The sequence below is a fragment of the Silvimonas amylolytica genome (genome assembly GCF_014645555.1).
GTDB lineage: Bacteria > Pseudomonadota > Gammaproteobacteria > Burkholderiales > Chitinibacteraceae > Silvimonas > Silvimonas amylolytica.
Genome location: NZ_BMLY01000004.1, coordinates 432012 through 449225 on the forward strand (window position 1 = coordinate 432012; position 17214 = coordinate 449225).

A 17214-nucleotide genomic window follows, 5' to 3' on the forward strand; every position below is an offset into this window, starting at 1 on the left:
TCTGGTTACAGATCGCGTGTACGCGGAATAATCACGGCCTGGCCATGCAAGTGGCCATCCGTATCAAGCAATTGCCACAACGTGGCTTCTTCAATCATGAAGCGCTGGCCAGATTGCATGATACGCACACCGCTATAACCGGCTTCGTAACCGACTTGCTGTACCCGCTCCAGAAACCGCCGGCGTGCCTCGCGGTTTGGCGCCTCGGCGGACAGACGGGAGGGCAATCGGATCAGTTCATCCCAGCTATAGCCAAAGCGGCGTTGCGCGGCTTTGTTGCCGTAGATGAAGATTGGGTCCTGCTCGGTATTGTGAGCCAGCACTGCAAACGGGGCCATCTCATACAACCACCTGGCGGCATCTGCATTCGGTACAGAAGGCGGTACGAGCGGCCGGTTCAACAAGCGGGCATAGCTGTCGGCAAGCAATTTATAAAAAGCCGGATCACAAGAGAGCGGGATCATCCTGAGGCGGGGGAGAGAGCGTAGAAGCGCATACGATACCGCATCGGCCGGCGCGACAGGGCGGCAGGTATTCAATCGCGGAACCCAAGGTGGTTGATCTTGCCCCGGATGACACTTTTTTGAACCCTGAAAAAGGCGACGCAAGCGATGGGTTTTTGAAGGCGACACCGGACCGCTTCTGGCCGATCGCCGTTTAGATCAAGCTGGCCTGAAGCGCCGCTTTATCTGATATCTAGGACCTATACCCCGGGGCCTGCCGAGAGAGGCATTCGAGTCTGTATCCGCCGTGATCGGGCAAGTCAAAAAGAACAGGATGCGGTTTATCCGTGGATGCCAGTGTCTATACCGACTGTTTTTTATGACGCAGGGTACTGGCACAACCCGCCACCAAGGCCAGGAGGGCCGCCATGAAAAAGATCATCGAAGATTGCTGTTGAAAGGCGCGGCCAAAGACCATGGCGACGGTCACTGCCCCAAAGGACTGTCCCAGCAGCCTGCCCATGGACTGCAATCCAGATGCCCCACCGCTTCTGGCAGGCGGGGCGCTTCCCATAATGACCCGGTTGTTGGGTGACTGAAATAACCCGAAGCCCAGGCCACAAATCCCCAGTCGCCAACTGAGGTCGAAGAGTGTGGGGGCCGGCCCGAGCATGCAGAGCGCGGCCAGCCCTAGCCCCAGGGTAATTAATCCGGCACCACTGATCAGACTTGGCGGTAGCCGATCGGAAAGGCGGCCGGCAGTGGGTGCAATCAGCGCGGTCATCAGTGGCCAGGCGGTCATGAGCAAACCAGTTTGCGTTTCCGTCTTCCCCAGCGTGCGCTGCAGATAAAACGATAGCCCGATTGACGCCATGGTCTGTGCCGCGAAGGAACAGATTGAGGTCACCATGGAAAGCGAAAACACGGGCTTGCGTAATAGATCAATGGGCAACATGGGCACGGCCTGGCGTCTTTCGCGACGAACGAGAAGCACGCCGAAAACCAGTGCCGCCACAACCATCAAGATACCTCTTTGCTGGCTGTCTGCTTCGCCCACCGCCGCCAGTCCTGCAATCAACAAGCCGAAAGTCAGCGCGTTGAACAGTGCACTGAGTAGATCAAGCCGCTTGGGCGTGGCGGGGGTCAGTGGCAGCGTGCGGGCACCAATCAACAGGGCCAGTAGTCCCAACGGGCCGTTTACCAAAAACAGCCATTGCCAATGTGCAATGGCAAGAATGGCCGCCGCGACGCTGGGGCCCGCAGCTGAAGCGGTGGCCACCACCAAAGAGGCATACCCCACACCGACGCCCAGTTGGGCTCTGGGATAGATAAACCGCACCAGAGCGATATTCACGCTCATGATTCCGGCCGCGCCAAGCCCCTGCACAATGCGCGCGAGCGTGAGCGCCAGCAATGAATGGGCCGATGCACAAGCCAGCGATGCCAGCGTGAACACCACAAGGCCACCCCAGTACACCCGCTTGTAACCCAGGATATCGCCCAGCGTGGCAAAGGGTAACAACGACACGGTAATGGCTAATTGGTATGCATTGATCACCCACACCGAACGCGCTGCAGAAATAGACAGGTCATGCCCGATCACCGGCAAGGCGACATTGACGATGGAGGTATCCAGGACGGCCATGGTGGTCGCGATGGCAATCGCAAGAAAAGCGAGAAGGCGCTGAGGTTGGGGCAAGCCGTCGGACATGTTTTGAGTTGCGCTCAAGAAATTCTCCGATCATAGCGGATGCCCAAGAGACAGGAAGTGCCGGCTGGAGATGCTGCCATCACCGGGGGTGAGTCCCTGTTTGAGGTGGTTGGTAGCAACAACGCAAAGCTTGCAGGTTCGGTTTTGCCAAAGCCGAGGCACAAAACATGCACGCAAGGTCAGCTTTATATGTGCGGATCAAGATCGGCCGCCAGGAATCGCAGCAGACGAAGAGGTTTATTGTCGAAACCGGGGAGGGGCCAGGCAGACAAAGTAGCAGGCGTTGAGAAAGCGGCCAATTGCGATGTCTAACGCACAGAACCTTTGCTGGTAACGAGCAGTTTCTGGCCTATTGTCGTGTCGTCTCTTGCCACATCGAGCATGACGCGCGCCAGGTTGGCGCGTGAAATCATGGGTAGCCCAGAGACTTTCTGTACCCGCGCCATCGGTCGAACCTCTATCACATCTGCCGGCGGGCCGTTGGTCAAGCCGACGGGATAGAGTCCGGTCCATTGCAGCCCGGAGTCAGGAAGCAGTGCTTCCGAAAGCGCCTTGTCCCGATACACCGTTGGCACCCATGTTCTGTAAACTATGCGGGCGATCAACCCTGCCGTGCGCGCAGTCTCGCCCACGCCATAGGCTGACACCAGCACTAACCGCAGAACACCGGTCTGCTTCATTGCCTGAATAATCAGCGGCAAGCCTGACTGCATCAAATCAACGGGCTTTTTCTTGCGCGTGCCCAGGCAGACCAGGACTGCATCCGTGCCACTGATGGCGGCCTTCAGAACGGCAGCGTCGGTTAACTGGCCCGCCATCACCTGAAGCCCCGGCCTGGCTGTGATCGCTTGCGCATTGCGCACATAAGCCACAACCTGATCGCCTTGCGCCAGCGCTTGTTCGACGACCTGGCGGCCCGTTGCGCCGGTGGCGCCCAATACCACGATTTTCATGCGCTTCTTGTTCCGGTACGTGAGGTAGATAACGTTTGCAAGTACGCTGAATAACCCAGCGTACATTGTGAGATCGGGCCTGCCCAACCAATGCGGCAGCCATATTAACGGGCCGGCAACTGACCCCTCAAATCTTTCAAAGAGTACTCACCATGACTGCTAAAAGTATTAAAGCGAAATACAACGAACAAAATTTTAAACTCCGCCAGCGCGGGATCAAGCTGGTCCCGTACAAGGCGCCTTGCTGTGGCGCAACGCTCGAAGGCCAACTGGCTGGCCTGGGTGAAGAATGGGAGGCCGTCTCCACTTGTCCGGAATGCGGCGAGCTGTACATGAAGTACACCTCACACACCCAAATTACCGCAGATACGCTGGCGACCAGATAACCCTGGAGCCCCGGATTCCGGCTATCCGGGAGCGGCATGCAGGATGTGATCAGCTTGCTTTCAACGCGCGCTCAAAGTTTGAGTGTGGGTGCCCTGCTGAGGGCGGGCTCTGTTGCATTGACGCGGTGAGGTGAAGGGCAACTGTTCGGCCAAAGCGTTCTGTTACCCCATTTGTCCTGAAAGCCTGCTCAGAGTCACATGCCGGCCATGTCTCTGTTGCCGGCACCGAACGTCAACTTTCTTCCCCTTTGGAGCGCGTAGGGGCGTGTTACCATCTGCGCCGTGCCGTTTTTATTGCTTTGCAGCATGCGGCAGCGCAGCAGCATTGCCATGATGCGGCCAACGTTGGCCACTTTTCTGTCGTGTTCCCGCCTTGTCGCCGGTCGCGGCGTAACCTGTTTTCTGCAGCCGCACGGCGCTTCCCATGATCATTCTGAAAAACGTGGCCTTGCGCCGCGGCACCAAAGTCCTGCTCGACAACGCGTCCGTGACGCTCAATCCCGGTGAGAAAGTCGGCCTGGTCGGCCGCAACGGCGCTGGCAAATCCTCGCTGTTCGCGGTGCTGAACGGCACGCTGCACGAAGACGGCGGCGATGTGTCGATCCCGTCGCAGTGGCGCATGTCGCAGGTGGCGCAGGACATGCCGGAAACGGCGCAGACGGCGACCGAGTTTGTGGTCGAAGGCGATACCACCCTGCTCGCCGCGCAGCGGGAGGTGACCGAGGCCGAGGCCGGCGAAGACTACATGCGCATGGCGCACGCCTATACCGCGCTCAACGATGCCGGAGCCCACGACGCGCCGGCACGGGCGCAGGCGCTGATTCTCGGCTTGGGTTTCAGCGTCGACGAGCTGCAGCAGCCGGTGAACAGCTTTTCCGGTGGCTGGCGCATGCGGCTGCAACTGGCGCGTGCGCTGATGTGTCCGTCCGACCTGCTGCTGCTGGACGAGCCGACCAACCACCTGGATCTGGACGCGCTGGTATGGCTGGAAGCGTGGTTGAAGCAGTACGCCGGCACCATGGTAGTGATCAGCCATGACCGCGAATTTCTCGATGCCGTCACCAATGTGACGCTGCACGTCGACAATGCCAAGCTGGTGCGCTACGGCGGCAATTACAGCAAGTTCGAGGACATGCGTGCCGAACAGCTGGTCCTGCAGCAAGCGGCACTGGCCAAGCAGCAGGAAAAAATGGCGCACCTGCAAAAGTTCATTGATCGCTTCAAGGCCAAGGCCAGCAAGGCGAAGCAGGCGCAGAGCCGTGTCAAGGCGCTGGAGCGGATGGAGAAGATCGCGCCGGTGCTGGCCGATGCCGATTTCCAGTTCGAATTCAAAGAGCCGCAGAGCCTGCCGAACTCGATGCTGTCGATGACCGGCGCGGTGTTCGGCTATCCGGCGCCGGAGGGCGCGCCGGAAGACACGCCGCCGACGGTGATCGTGCGCAACGTGAACCGCACCGTGCTGGCCGGGCAGCGTATCGGCATTCTCGGTGCCAACGGCCAGGGCAAGTCGACGCTGGTGAAAACCGTGGCCGAGGCGCTGCAGGCGGTCGGTGGCGAGATCATTCGCGGCAAGGGGCTCAATATCGGCTACTTCTCGCAGCAGGAGCTGGACGTGCTGCGGCCGGAGGACGATCCGCTGCAGCACATGTTCCGCCTGGTGCGCGACACCCCGGCGGCGATGCGGCCGTCGGCCAACGATTGCCGCGAGCAGGGGCTGCGCAATTTCCTCGGCACCTTCAACTTCAGCGGCGACATGGTGAAGCAGGCGGTCGGCAGCATGAGCGGCGGCGAGAAGGCGCGGCTGGTGCTGTGCATGATCGTGTGGCAGCGGCCGAATCTGCTGCTGCTGGATGAACCGACCAACCATCTGGACCTCGCCACCCGCGAGGCGCTGAGCGTGGCGCTGAACGAGTTCGAAGGCTCGGTGATGCTGGTCAGCCACGACCGGGCGTTGCTTCGCGCGGTGTGCGACGAATTCTGGATGGTGTCGCGTGGCGGGGTCAGCGATTTCGCGGGTGATCTGGACGATTACCAGGTCTACCTGCTGGAAGAGGCCAAGCGCCGGCGAGAAGAGGCGGCCGGCAAACGTTAAGCCGGCCCGTCTACGCGTTACCACCTTGCGGCCAATCATGAGCAGGATTGCCTGCAGGCGCCGGGGCTGTCCAGCTGCCCCGCCGTGCTAGACACGCGAGATTTTCAGTGGGTTGTTCAAAGGTCAGAAGCGGACATTCGGCTGCCTGCGACAAATGTCTGCTTCCGAACATAAACCACAGCAATTGAAGTATTGGCTTGCCAGGAATAGAGCCAGGTATTCGCTTATGCAGGGATCCCGTCGGCGGAATGACTTTGGTCGCCATACAAAAAGCCACCCCGGAAGGTGGCTTTTTTTGAATCGGCATCAAGCGCACGTAGCGGAGCGCGATCCGGATTGCTCAATGCGTCGCCGCGTACACCGTCGCAATGGAAAAGGGGCCGTGCCCCGCGCCGACCGACGGTGCAGACATGGGGATGAGCGCGCCATCGCTCCCAGTGGTGTATTGCGAGACGGTGTTGCTACTGATATTGACCACATAGGCATACTTGCCCGAGGGGTCAAACCGGAGGTTGGCTGGATTTTGTCCCGCGCCGACGGTTGGGGTACTCAGGGGTGCGAGAGATCCGTCGCCGGCAATGGCGTATTGAGAGATACCGCCGCCGCCATAATTTACCGCATAGGCATGCTTGCCCGAGGCATCGACGACAATGCCATACGGCGAAGAACCGGCAGCAACAGTTGGGGTTGCCATGGGGACCAGTAGGCCACCACTGCCGATAGTGAATTGAGAGATGGTGTTGTTCTGAAGGTTCGTCGCATAGGCAAACTTACCCGAAGGATCAATCGCCAATGCATAGGGAGTCCCTACGTTGACAGTTGCCACAGATGTGAGCGCTCCGCCACTGCCGATGGCGTATTGCATGACCGTATTACCATCGTAATTCACCACGTACGCGTATTTGCCCGAGGGATCGACGGCGACGCCAAAAGGAGTGAGGCCAGCGGTGACCGACGTGGGAGTCATGGGCGCGAGTGATCCATTACTCCCGATGGTGAATTGCGAAACCGCCATCCCAACAGAGTTCGCCACATAGGCATACTTGCCCGATGGATCAATAGTGATGGAATAGGGATAACTGCCTGCACTGACGGTCGAGGGGGACATGGGTGAGAGCGCCCCATCGCTACCGATGTTGTATTGCGAGACGGTATTTGCGTGGAGGTTCGCCACATACGCATGCTGGCCCGAAGGGTCTACCGTAACGGAATACGGCATAGCTCCGGTCGGCACTGTCGGCACGGACATGGGCGTGAGTGATCCGTCGCTACCAATGATGTATTGCGAAACCGTATCGTCATCGCTGTTCGCCACATAGGCATAAGAGACGCGCGTGCAAGTCACACTGATGCCCGTTATGTCGCTTGCGGCGACCGTACCGGCGCCGCTGACAACAGCGCACGCCTGTCCCTTCGGCTGAGTGCCCACCGTCACTGTATAGCCGCTACCCGACGTCACGCCGGTTGCAAAGAGGAAGGTGCCATTCGTGCTGACAGGCAGCGCGTCGCCGCCGTTGTTCAGCAACGTGACCTGTGTACCCGCAACCAAGCCTGAGACCGTGCCGCCGACTTTATAGCTGGCAGCGCCTGGTGCCGGCGTCGCGTTGACTGCGGGCGTCGGAGTTGGAGTCGCGGAATCGTGAGAGTCGCCCCCGCATGCGGTCAGTGCCAAGGCAACAAGGGTGGGCAAAAGACGCAAAACAGAATTCATTTTTTTCTCAGGGTTGGTGCGATGGGGCGCGATTCTAGCCACTCCCAAAACCCCCCGCATCTCATGAGAATCAGTGTGTTGCATATTTCTTGAAAGGCCAAGCCGTTTACAGCTTTCGGTCAGCAACGCACCACGATTCTGTCAACCGTGATAGCGACCACGGCGAACGCAGATTTATTCGGGCTGAACGACTGGCAGTTTAGGGGTGGTAGCAGACATCTCGGAGGTTTGGTCTGAACTTCCGCTTTGGCCGACGAGCTGCCCATAGGTGGCCGGGCCTGGCGGCACCGGCCAAAGCGGACGCTTGCTCGCTCCCTTGCAAACGGCTGACCCTGCGGAGTGAAGCAGACTTCATTGTTGCCGCAAAAACGGGCCTGTTCAGTTTGAGATAACAAGCCGGGCTGCAATGGCCAACACCCGAATCCATGGGCCGTGGGCGCTGCTACCGGCAATGGTCGCGGTTCTCATTGCATCCGTTGCCGGTGACGGCGAAGCCCCGATGCATAATCCTGTGCTGCGCTATGGTCACCTGCAATTTCGGTGGTCAGGGAGGCAACACCTCGTTCACAAACCCAGGATACAGCCCATAGATCCGGGCGATTCTGTTTAGCGACGACGACAACATTGACGAGGCAGTCATGGGTGACCGAATCGCTGACAGCCAGGCATTCAAAGCATTTTCTCATTACGAACCTCCGCATTCGTGCGTGTATGGGGCATCACGGCGGCCCAATAGAGCCACCGTGATGTCGAGCGTTACCAACGGATCTTCAGGCCACCGAGCGCGCCGTAGCTGCTGAAGTCCGTCGCCCATTGGCCATGGCCTTGCGCCCAGGCGGTGGTATCGCGATCCAGGCGCGCTTCCACACCTGCTTTCAGCTCGCCCCGGTTGGCTGGCGTGTCACTGGCGACGGTCTGGCCCTCAAAGCTCACACTGTCGGCGCGATTGCCGTGCAACCAGTTGGCCTCCACAAACGGTTGTACGCGGTTGCTGCCGTTATCCAGCGTTTGCCGTTGATAAACTCTTACGCCCAGCCGGGTATCAACTTGACTCCCGTTCTGACCACCGATGTGGGTGCCTGCGGGATCAACCACATCGCCCGCGCGGTAGTTGGTGTAGACCAGTTGCGCTTGCGGTGTCGCCACCACTTGTTTGCCGTCCCGTTCATGCACGGGCAGGTCGTACCCGGCCTCCACGGAGGCAGACAAGGCCTTCGACATATAGGACTGGGTGGCATAGGCATCGGCGCTGACCTTGTTGTCGAAGTGGCCGTACTGCAGCCAGGTATCGACGTAGGGCCCTTTGTGCTCAGCCGCATTGCCAAACCAGGTGCTATACAAACCCACGCTGACGCCGTTCACTTCGCCCTTCGCGCGAGCCTGGTTGCCATCCGCGCGGGCATCCGTTGAAGCGGTACCGGCGCTGACCATGGCACCAAGGTGTACTCGCTGACCGCTTTCTCTATCCCAGCGGGCAAGTTCGCTCCCTGCCTGCAACAAATACCGCGTACCGGACTGGCTCAGTTCACCCTGACCGGCCTTGCTGTCCACGCGATCGCCCGTCACCCGGGCCCATGCACCGCGCGGCGCGTCGGCGTTCTGGTCGAAGTACGATTCGCCGACACGATCACGCAGGGTCTGCATTTGCCAGCCTTTGACGGCAGACTGGTTAGCCAGGTAGGCACCCGGTTCCGGGCGGTAAACCGGTGTCGCGAACCGGGCGTGATCGACGGCAACCGGATGATCAAGTTGGCCCGGCTCAACCGGCGATGTGTTGTCCTCGTCCGCGCTTGGGTTCTTTTGCGAGCGTAAATACCAGTTGCCATCCGCAGCATCGGCTGAGCCTTTGTAGAGCTTGTACTCATAGGCGCCGCCCACTGCCCGGCCTTGCAGTGAAAATTCTGCATCAGACTGACCATCCACCCGGATCAGTTCGATCCCTCGGTGGGTCAGGGCGCCCGCGCCATTGGCGTTTTTTACTTCGACATTGCTACCGCCCGATGTGTTACCGGCGACTTCCATGTGGTCGGTGGCCGATTGGTCGTCCCCCAGCGCGGTATTGAAGATCAGCGTGCTGCCAGGTTGCCCGATGTAGTTGCCGGCAATCTTCAGGGTATTACCCGGTTGGGCATTGGCGCCGGCCAGTGTCACGGTGCTGGCGTTGTGTAGATCTCCACCGATATTGAACGTACCTACCGGGCCACCGGCTTGCGCGGCACTGCCGACCAGGACGGCACCCTGGTTGTTCACCGTGCCTTGTACCGTGCCGTAGCCACCCAGCCTGGCGGTGGGGGCAACGTCGACGTTGGCGCTGGCCAGTTGGCCTGCGCCGCCGACAAACAACGTCCCGGCGTTGACATCGGTGTTGCCGGTCCAGGCTTGCGCGGTATTCACAGACAGTGTTGCGGCGCCGTTCTTGACCACCGTGCCAGTGCCCTCAATGGCGTTGGCCAGGGCCCAGTCCTGATTGACACTCAGCTTGAGCGTTCCGCTGTTGTTCACGCTGGCCGTGCCCAGATTGTCGGCGCTGGAAGCCGTCAGTTGCGTGCCCGTGGCCGTCGTAAACTGACCGGAGAAAACACGGTTGTTACCCACCAGGTTTACATCGGCTGCACCGGTCAGATTCACCGCACCGGCGCCATCCAGCATATTGACCAGATCGCCCGTGGCGCCCGTCAATTGCAGCGTACCGACGTCGCTGATCTTGCCACTGCCCAGGCCTTGCACATGATCCAGTTGCACGGTGGCGCCATCGGCAATATGGGTGCTGACACTCAAACCCATGTTGGCACCTTGCACATCCAGCGTGCCGCCCAGTGCCCGCAACTCACCTGCACCCGTCAATACGCCTTGCGAAGTGCCACCGTTACTGATGCCCAGGGCTCCCCCGTTGAAATTCAGCGTCGATCCTGCCGCGCCATCCAACGCGCCGATCGTTTGGGTCGTACCGTTCAGATCGGTCGTAGTCGCGTCCGCCATATTCAACTGGCGGGTCTGGCCGAGTGCATTGTTGGCCTCAAGGCGAAGCGTCCCGCTTTGCACCGAGGTTTCACCTTCATAGCGATTGGTGGCGTTGGAGAGCGAAATCACGCTGCCTCCCGCATTGATCGCCAGATTGCCGGCACCAATAATCTGCGCGGACATATCCGCCGCTGCCCCGGTCGCGCCGGTGTTTTGCGCCAGCGTCAGGGTCTGGTTTTGTTGCAGATCCAGCTGGGTCAGGCCGTAATTGACGTACAGCCCGTCGCCGGGTTCGGTTGTCAGCCGGTAACCATACGTCCCCTGGGCAACGATTTGGTCCTGTTGGGCGATATCCAGCACCTGGTTGCCGCCGACCCTATTGCCGTTCTGATCCTGCAAGGTCAGGCCACCGCCGTACCCATTGACTGTCGCGGCCGTGACCAGTTGTACACCGATCTCGCCATCATCTTGTTGCAACAAATTGACGGTGTTGGGTGCATCAACCGGGCTCGGGGTGTATGGGGTAGGGACAACAATACCCACGGCGCCGGTCCCGCTGGCATCCAGATGCGCTGCGTTGATGGTGCTTTGCGCCATCGTGGCATCAGGCACAGTGGCGTTGAAAATGGTGGTCCCGCCATGAAAGGCTAGTCCGCCAATGTGTTGTTCGCCGTCGCCCACGGTCACCACGCTGCCGTTATCGACCAGCAAGGTGGCGTTGGTCAGCGCCTTGGTGTTGTCGCCTTGCAGTGCCAGGGTGCCGCGGCCCATATCCAGCGTGCCAGTGAAAGCACTGCCGGTGTTGGTGCCGAAATTGAATGCGTCATTACCCGCGCCCATTTTTGCGATCAGTGTTCCCTGACCGGTCAAACTGTTGTTCACGGTAAAACCACCACTCTCTGGCGCCACATTCAGCGTGCCATCAAGCGCAATGGTGGCCGTGCCGAGGTTTTGCTGATCAGCACTCACCTGCATGCTGGCCGCATTGCCAATCTGCCACTGACCGTCAAAGGCGCTGTTATCACCGGTGATGTTGATATCGTGCCCGCTCACCACCGCATTGCCGCTGCCATTGAGGTTATTGGCAAAGTCGGCATCGTATTGGCCGTCGGTGCCGGAGAAATCCAGTTGGACTGTCGCGTTGCTGGCCAGCGCCACCGCGCCAGTGCCAGCGGCATTCTGTTGGGTGAGTTGCAAGGTGCCGGCATCCACATTGCTGCCACCGCTGTAACTATTCGCTGCACCCAGCGCGAGCGTACCCGCGCCCACTTTTTGCAAGCTGCCGGTGCCGGCCAACGCGTCGTTGTAAACCAGCGCGCGGTCAGCTTCGACCTTTGCGGTGACACCACCGTTGAGCGTGATGCCACTGGACGATAACGTGCCGCTGCCCGTGATCAGTGCGCCGTCGTTGGCGTCGATACGCGCACTATCGGTCACGCTCAGCGCGCCATCGCTGGTGCCATCGCCAACCTGCAAGGTGCCATCAAGCGCCATCCCGTTGGTTGAGGTCACGACACCGGTGCCCGCGAGTTTGCCACCCGCGTTGACCTGGATTTTCCCGGCAAAGCCCACGCTGGCCTCGTCCACCGCCAGTGTGGCGCCGTCCTGAATGCGCAGCGTGCTGAGCTTGTCGGCGCTGGAGAAATTCAGGCTGTTGGTCACCCTGGTCGTACCACCGCTGATATCGGCCAGGACGTTGACCACATTGGCGCCGCTGGTCATGCCGATGCTGGCCTGATCCACGTTGACGCGGGTGAGGTTCAGGGTGTCAGACCCGGCGCCAAAGGTGATCGAATCAGTGGCGGTGTTGCCGGAAAGGCTCACATTGGTGAGATTGGCCGTGTCGTTGCCGGCGCCCAGCAGCAGGCTGGAGGTCTTGGTCAGATTCAGCGACAGGTCGCGCAGATTGGCCGTGTCATTGCCGTTACCCAGATCAATGGCGACGCCGCCTTGCAGTGTGGTGCCGGTCAGGTTTAGCGTGTCATCTCCGTCATCCAGCTTGATCGATACGCCATCCAGCGTCGCGGCGGTGGCGGTGAAAGTGTCTGGGCCGTTGCCCATGCTGACCTTGCCGCCGATGAGTTGCGCACCGTCGGCCAGGGTCATGAAATCGTTGTAGTAGCCAAAGTTGTAGACGATGTCGGTCGACGACGCATTGGCGCGGATCTGTACCGTATCGCTTGGGTTCTGGCCGGTGCCTTCCGTCATATTGCCGGTCAGCCCGCCGGTGCCCTTGTCCTGGGTATCGGCAAACTCGTACATGCGCACTTCGCTAACGGGCTGGCCGTTGATCCGCAGCGCGGTAATAGAAACCCCCTCGGGGATGATGAAGGTGTCCGAGCCCATGCCCATTTCGATCTTGCCGATGGCCTGGTTGTTTTCATCGGCAGTGATGACATCATCGCCGCCGCGAGTCGAAAGCCAGCCCCCATTGAAGATGAAATTGGACAGTTTGACGTCCGTATCGTGGCGGTAAGGGTCGTAGCGGAATGTCCCGCCCGTCAGCATGATGTGGCTGTTTTCACCGAACACTACCGGCGTGTAGTTGTAGTCAAAGTTGCCGTTGTTGGTGATCGCGACGTAATTGCGGCCCTCGTAATTGAAGGCGATTTCCAGCGTGGCGTTCTTTTCCAGCACCAGCTGGCCACCCGGTTCTCTGGGGTCGTACAGCAGGAACATGGCCCCGGATTTGGTCGGGGCAACGTCCAGCGCCGGAATGGTCGGGAAATACGAAGGCAGCCCGGTACCGCTGCCGCCGGTGATCTTGCCGTATTGCCCTTCTGCCACCGTGAATTTGCCGGTAGCACGGTAATACCCGCCGGTCACATCCAGCGTGCCCCCGGTAAACAGATAGTTTTCAACAACTTGCGTGGCATCTGGCGCGGCGCCACCGGCTTTGGACTGATCCTTGTAGCCGCCAACGATGGATTTGCTATCGCCCTCTGTGAGTTCGACCGTGGCGACGGCCAGTGCATCTGCGCTGGCGAGCGCCAGAACCAGCCCGTAGCCCATTGCCAATACACTGCGAGGCAAATTCAAATGCTCGCTCACCGCCGATGGTTTGGACGCTTTGCCGTGTGCACTGGCATTTTCAGCGACAGCAACCCAGGCGTTGCGACTGGCATTCCAGATGGTGCGAAAAAAGCGGTTCATGGCGGCTAATCCAGCAAATGACGATGCTGGGCAGTCTGGGCCGCTTCAAAAATCAGAAATATCCGAGTGTTCCGAGGTCGCTATAGGAGTTTGCCGCGCGTTGAATGGTGGTCACCCTTGCCACACCACTCAGGCGTGACCCAACGCCACCGGCAATTGCAACTCGATTTCAATCCGTCGCCCCACCTGCGTGAACTGGCCCTTCATCAACCCCACGACGGCCCTGCAGATGGCCAGGCCAAGGGTCCTGCGGGCAGAGACTTCCGCCATTCCGGTAATGACGTCGTCGGTATCCAGTTGCAAGCGTACGGTCACCATACCGCTGGCCTGCACGCTCGTTGTCAGTTTGAGTGTTCCGCCCGCAAGGTCGGTCAGCAACCCCGCCACAATCTGGCCATAGCGGCGGGAATCAACCCAGACCTGAGACAGGGTCACCGCAGAAGAATCAAACGCCAGCGGCTTGCCATTCATTGGGCGCGCGTCAATGGTTGACTGGGTGAGCTGCGCGATATCCACCGTTGTCGCTTGCAGTACCACCGCACTGACGTCATAAAGCAGCAGTTCATCGAGCGTGCTCATCAGCACCCGATTCGTCTCGGCAGCCTGCGCGAGCGCCTGTTGTGCAGCTTCACCAGAGGAAACCATTGCACTACCCAGGTGATGATCCAGGTCCTGCAACGACAAGCGGATTGCCCGGCTCAAGTTGATGAGCAGGGCACTTTTGTGGCGGCTTTCGGCAGCGGTCTGTTCTTTGGCGTCACGCAGGCGTTTGAGCATGGCGTCTTGTGTGGATTGATCAATGAATCCACCCACCACCCCGATGATGCGACCATCCTCGCCGCGAAACGGCACGAACCAACCCCGTACAAAGATGGGCACCCCGGATGATTCGATAAAGAAATCGTTAACGAACGAGGACCCGATCAAAATGGCTTCGTGGTAACGCTTCTGGAAATGGGCCCGGCGTTCAGGCGTCAGCCACTCTGCTTCGCCGAACCGCTTCATATAGGCCTGGTCATGCGAAATATGGTGAAAGTCCAGAAGGCTGCGGTTGGCAAGGAGAATCCGGCCCTCGACATCACGCACGAACATCGGGATCGGCGCGTTTTCGATCATGGCTCGGAGCATATGCAGTTCACGCTGCGTATCTGCATCCAGCCGCACCATTTCAACCGCACTGTCGGCATGCAGATTCAGCCCGTTGCGGTGAGCGATCTCGACCAGTTCAACCAGCGACGCCGCATGCAACTTGGTCAGTAGCCGGGTTTTGTAAGTACTGACTGTTTTGAAACTCAGCGCCAATTGCTCGGCCACTTCGTTGTTGGACATCCCGCGTGTCAGCAGCTGTAAAACCATGAGCTCCCGCGGGGAAAGCTGCCCCAGTTCATCTTCACGGGGGGATTCAAACACCTCATGCGTGAACCAGGTTTTGCCGTGCAGGACCACGTTGACCGCCGTGCTTAATGTCGCAACGGGATCAAACTTGCTCACGAACCCGCTGGCCCCGGCGGCAAGGCTTCGTGCGGCGAAGTGCTCTGCTTGCTGTTCGGAATAAACCAGGATTTTCAGCGCATCATGCTGCTTTTTCAGCCGCTGGATCACCTCGAGGCCGCCCACGCCGGGCAGGCTCAATTCCAGAATGACGAGTTCTGGCTTCTGCTGGCGACACTGCGCCAGCGCATCGCGACTGTTGTCGGCTTCCGCAACAACCTCGTGGCCTGCTTCTGTGAGCAGAGTCCGTAGCGCTAGTCGGACCAGGGGCTGAGGATCGATAATCAGGATCTGGCTCAAAGGCCCTCCAGACAGGCAGCGCCGCTAGCCTTGTGTGATCACACCGGAAAGCCGGCGCGCAGGGATCAGATTCGGTTTGGTTTGGCCCGTTGGCGGGCAAATTTACTCTAGACCAGTGGAGCCGGTTTCGCCCTGCTGCGGTGTTGCCGGGCTAGCCTCAATCCGCCCATGGCCTCGTCAACAATGAGTGTGCCCGCGCCTGCAACCAAGTGCCTCAGTGTCGCACTGGCCGGTAAGTTAAAACATAGCCAAGGGCAACACCTCGGCCTGAGCGGACGTTGGCGCAGGCGGCAGTGCAAGTCTGCTTTGCACTGGAAATCGGCCATCATGTACATTGAAAACCATGCTCGACTCATGGACTCTGATGCACTGCTCAAATCCCGGCATGGTATCGGTTTTTAACTAATAATCTTTGGAGGCCCTTGGTGTGAAGCGTATCGCCTTGGGACTTGACTGGAGGAAGCATGGAATTAAATGAAAGCATAATGCGTTTCCGCTTGGCCAGTAGAGAGCTCTTCAATAATTATTTTAGAGTAGTGTCCCCGTATGAGGCTGGCGCTTTGGCTTGGCAGAATCTGGAATATTTTCGTGAAATAGAGAAACAGCTATATCGGTTTATGGTGTTGGCTCCGCATGATTTAACTAATGTGCGTTATGGGGATATAAACTCGAAAATAAAAATTTTAGCAAAATCGGATTTTTTGCCAGCGATGGTTAATAGGGAAATTGATTCGGGGTACTGGGATTATCCAATTGCTGGATTAAAGGGAGACTATTCGCTTTCATTTATTGTATTTTTTGATTGGGATGTATTAAGCTTTCATGATGGCAAATATGTCAGAGTCAAGATAGACAGTTGTTTCGATGATTCAGTCATTGTTGGAAAACATGCTTTGGTTGAAGTGGAGAATGTGAGATTTTTCCTGGAAAGCTAAAATTTTATGGGGTTGAAATATATATGCATATATGTTTTTGCCATTGGCAATGGTTAGCAGACTCAGGTCGAGTCGAACCCACTCCGACTTGAGTCCATGCCTTGAACGCAGGTGATCGTGAATCCTTGTTAGCTCCGACGGCATCACCCAGCCACAGTGTATTCGTTCCAGATAACCAAGTGGCTCATAGAGCGATACAAGGTCGTCAGTCACATACAACTACTATCTTGATGCAAGAATGTACCCTTCTCCATCAAACGCTCCACAAATTATCCCGACTATACTGTTAAGTATTAATGGAATGTCTTCTAAATAAAATTAGACCCCTGACTTGGCCGTCCAGAGATCAAGCCTAATGATAAAAAATGAAATTAAGGAACCGTATTTGTAATCATATTCTTACGATACGGGTGCTTCAGAATGTTGGATATTTTTTCTAAGCAATAAACTTCGTTGTTAAAATAGATGGCGGGCATCTTTCACTCATAAATAAACGCATTACCTCTTTTTTCCCGCCAGTCTTCGATGATTAATCCGAGATTTTTCGATTCACGCTCTTTTTCCAAAAGTTCATTAAATAGCCATTCGTCAGCCATTAATCCAGAGGTTTTTCCTCCTGCCGAGAAATCAAGCAACTCGTGAGACGTTAGTGCTGAATTTGCTAAAGTTCTGTACTCCCAACTTTGCAGATCCAAACGTTCTGCTGCCTTCTTTGCCAAGGTCAGAGAAGGTCCTGGTTTTAGCGATTCTTCTAGCCACTTTGCTGCAACAATACTTGGTAATTCATGCATGGAGTTCATATATTTCTGCTCGTATCGACCATCAGGATAAATTTTCCACCGCCCCCATTGGGGTCATTCCAATCTGTATGAGGCCTAATAGGAAGAGCATGATCGGGGTCATGACGAAGGCTTTCTTCTCCGTTCTGTACATGCGACGAATAGTAGGTCGCCTACAGGAACAACTGCTTGGCCGACAGCGGCCAATTTAGCACAACGGCATCGACGTCCGCTCAGGCCTGTGGATTCAACCGGTCGATGCAACAGCCTGTTGGAATCGTTCAGCCGGTGTTTCATAA

General features: G+C 58.0%; 11 protein-coding genes. 3 read left to right on the forward strand and 8 right to left on the reverse strand.

All coding sequences use genetic code 11. From position 1 onward, the window contains the following. Nucleotides 1–5: 5 nt before the first annotated feature. The 3 genes from IEX44_RS14285 to IEX44_RS14295 form a co-directional block, all read right to left on the reverse strand. Entirely contained in the window at nt 6–464 is a 459-nt protein-coding gene (locus tag IEX44_RS14285) for an MEKHLA domain-containing protein (protein ID WP_188695114.1), read from the reverse strand. A 340-nt stretch (nt 465–804) separates the two neighbouring features. Then, nucleotides 805–2172 (reverse strand): MFS transporter, encoded by a 1368-nt coding sequence (locus IEX44_RS14290; RefSeq protein WP_229679146.1) that lies wholly within the window; start codon nt 2170–2172, stop codon nt 805–807. A 290-nt stretch (nt 2173–2462) separates the two neighbouring features. Further along, nucleotides 2463–3107 carry an NAD(P)-dependent oxidoreductase gene (locus tag IEX44_RS14295; protein WP_188695116.1) on the reverse strand — a complete coding sequence of 215 codons (645 nt, stop codon included), beginning with the start codon at nt 3105–3107 and terminating at the stop codon, nt 2463–2465. 152 nt (nt 3108–3259) lie between these two features. On the opposite strand from IEX44_RS14295, the gene IEX44_RS14300 reads away from it, so the two are divergent. Continuing rightward, nucleotides 3260–3493, forward strand: a complete 234-nt coding sequence (locus IEX44_RS14300) for a hypothetical protein (RefSeq protein WP_188695119.1) — start codon at nt 3260–3262, stop codon at nt 3491–3493. A 194-nt stretch (nt 3494–3687) separates the two neighbouring features. Here IEX44_RS14300 and IEX44_RS21090 read toward each other — a convergent pair whose 3' ends face one another. Then, nucleotides 3688–3825, reverse strand: coding sequence for a hypothetical protein (locus IEX44_RS21090; protein ID WP_229679148.1), 138 nt, complete (start codon nt 3823–3825; stop codon nt 3688–3690). Nucleotides 3826–3917: 92 nt separating this feature from the next. Here IEX44_RS21090 and IEX44_RS14305 point away from each other — a divergent pair, with 92 nt between their 5' ends. After that, nucleotides 3918–5585 (forward strand): ABC-F family ATP-binding cassette domain-containing protein, encoded by a 1668-nt coding sequence (locus tag IEX44_RS14305; protein ID WP_188695122.1) that lies wholly within the window; start codon nt 3918–3920, stop codon nt 5583–5585. 340 nt (nt 5586–5925) lie between these two features. Here the strand turns inward: IEX44_RS14305 and IEX44_RS14310 are convergent, their stop codons facing one another. From IEX44_RS14310 to IEX44_RS14320, 3 genes are all read right to left on the reverse strand, one after another. Beyond that, on the reverse strand, nt 5926–7296 hold the full coding sequence (locus IEX44_RS14310) for a beta-propeller fold lactonase family protein (protein WP_188695125.1): 1371 nt from the start codon (nt 7294–7296) through the stop codon (nt 5926–5928). 756 nt (nt 7297–8052) lie between these two features. After that, nucleotides 8053–13410, reverse strand: coding sequence for an autotransporter outer membrane beta-barrel domain-containing protein (locus tag IEX44_RS14315; RefSeq protein ID WP_188695128.1), 5358 nt, complete (start codon nt 13408–13410; stop codon nt 8053–8055). 129 nt (nt 13411–13539) lie between these two features. Further along, nucleotides 13540–15201 (reverse strand): response regulator, encoded by a 1662-nt coding sequence (locus tag IEX44_RS14320; RefSeq protein ID WP_188695134.1) that lies wholly within the window; start codon nt 15199–15201, stop codon nt 13540–13542. A gap of 464 nt (nt 15202–15665) precedes the next feature. On the opposite strand from IEX44_RS14320, the gene IEX44_RS14325 reads away from it, so the two are divergent. Next, entirely contained in the window at nt 15666–16136 is a 471-nt protein-coding gene (locus tag IEX44_RS14325) for a hypothetical protein (RefSeq protein ID WP_188695137.1), read from the forward strand. Nucleotides 16137–16615: 479 nt separating this feature from the next. Here IEX44_RS14325 and IEX44_RS14330 read toward each other — a convergent pair whose 3' ends face one another. Next, entirely contained in the window at nt 16616–16936 is a 321-nt protein-coding gene (locus IEX44_RS14330) for a hypothetical protein (protein ID WP_188695139.1), read from the reverse strand. Nucleotides 16937–17214: the final 278 nt, after the last annotated feature.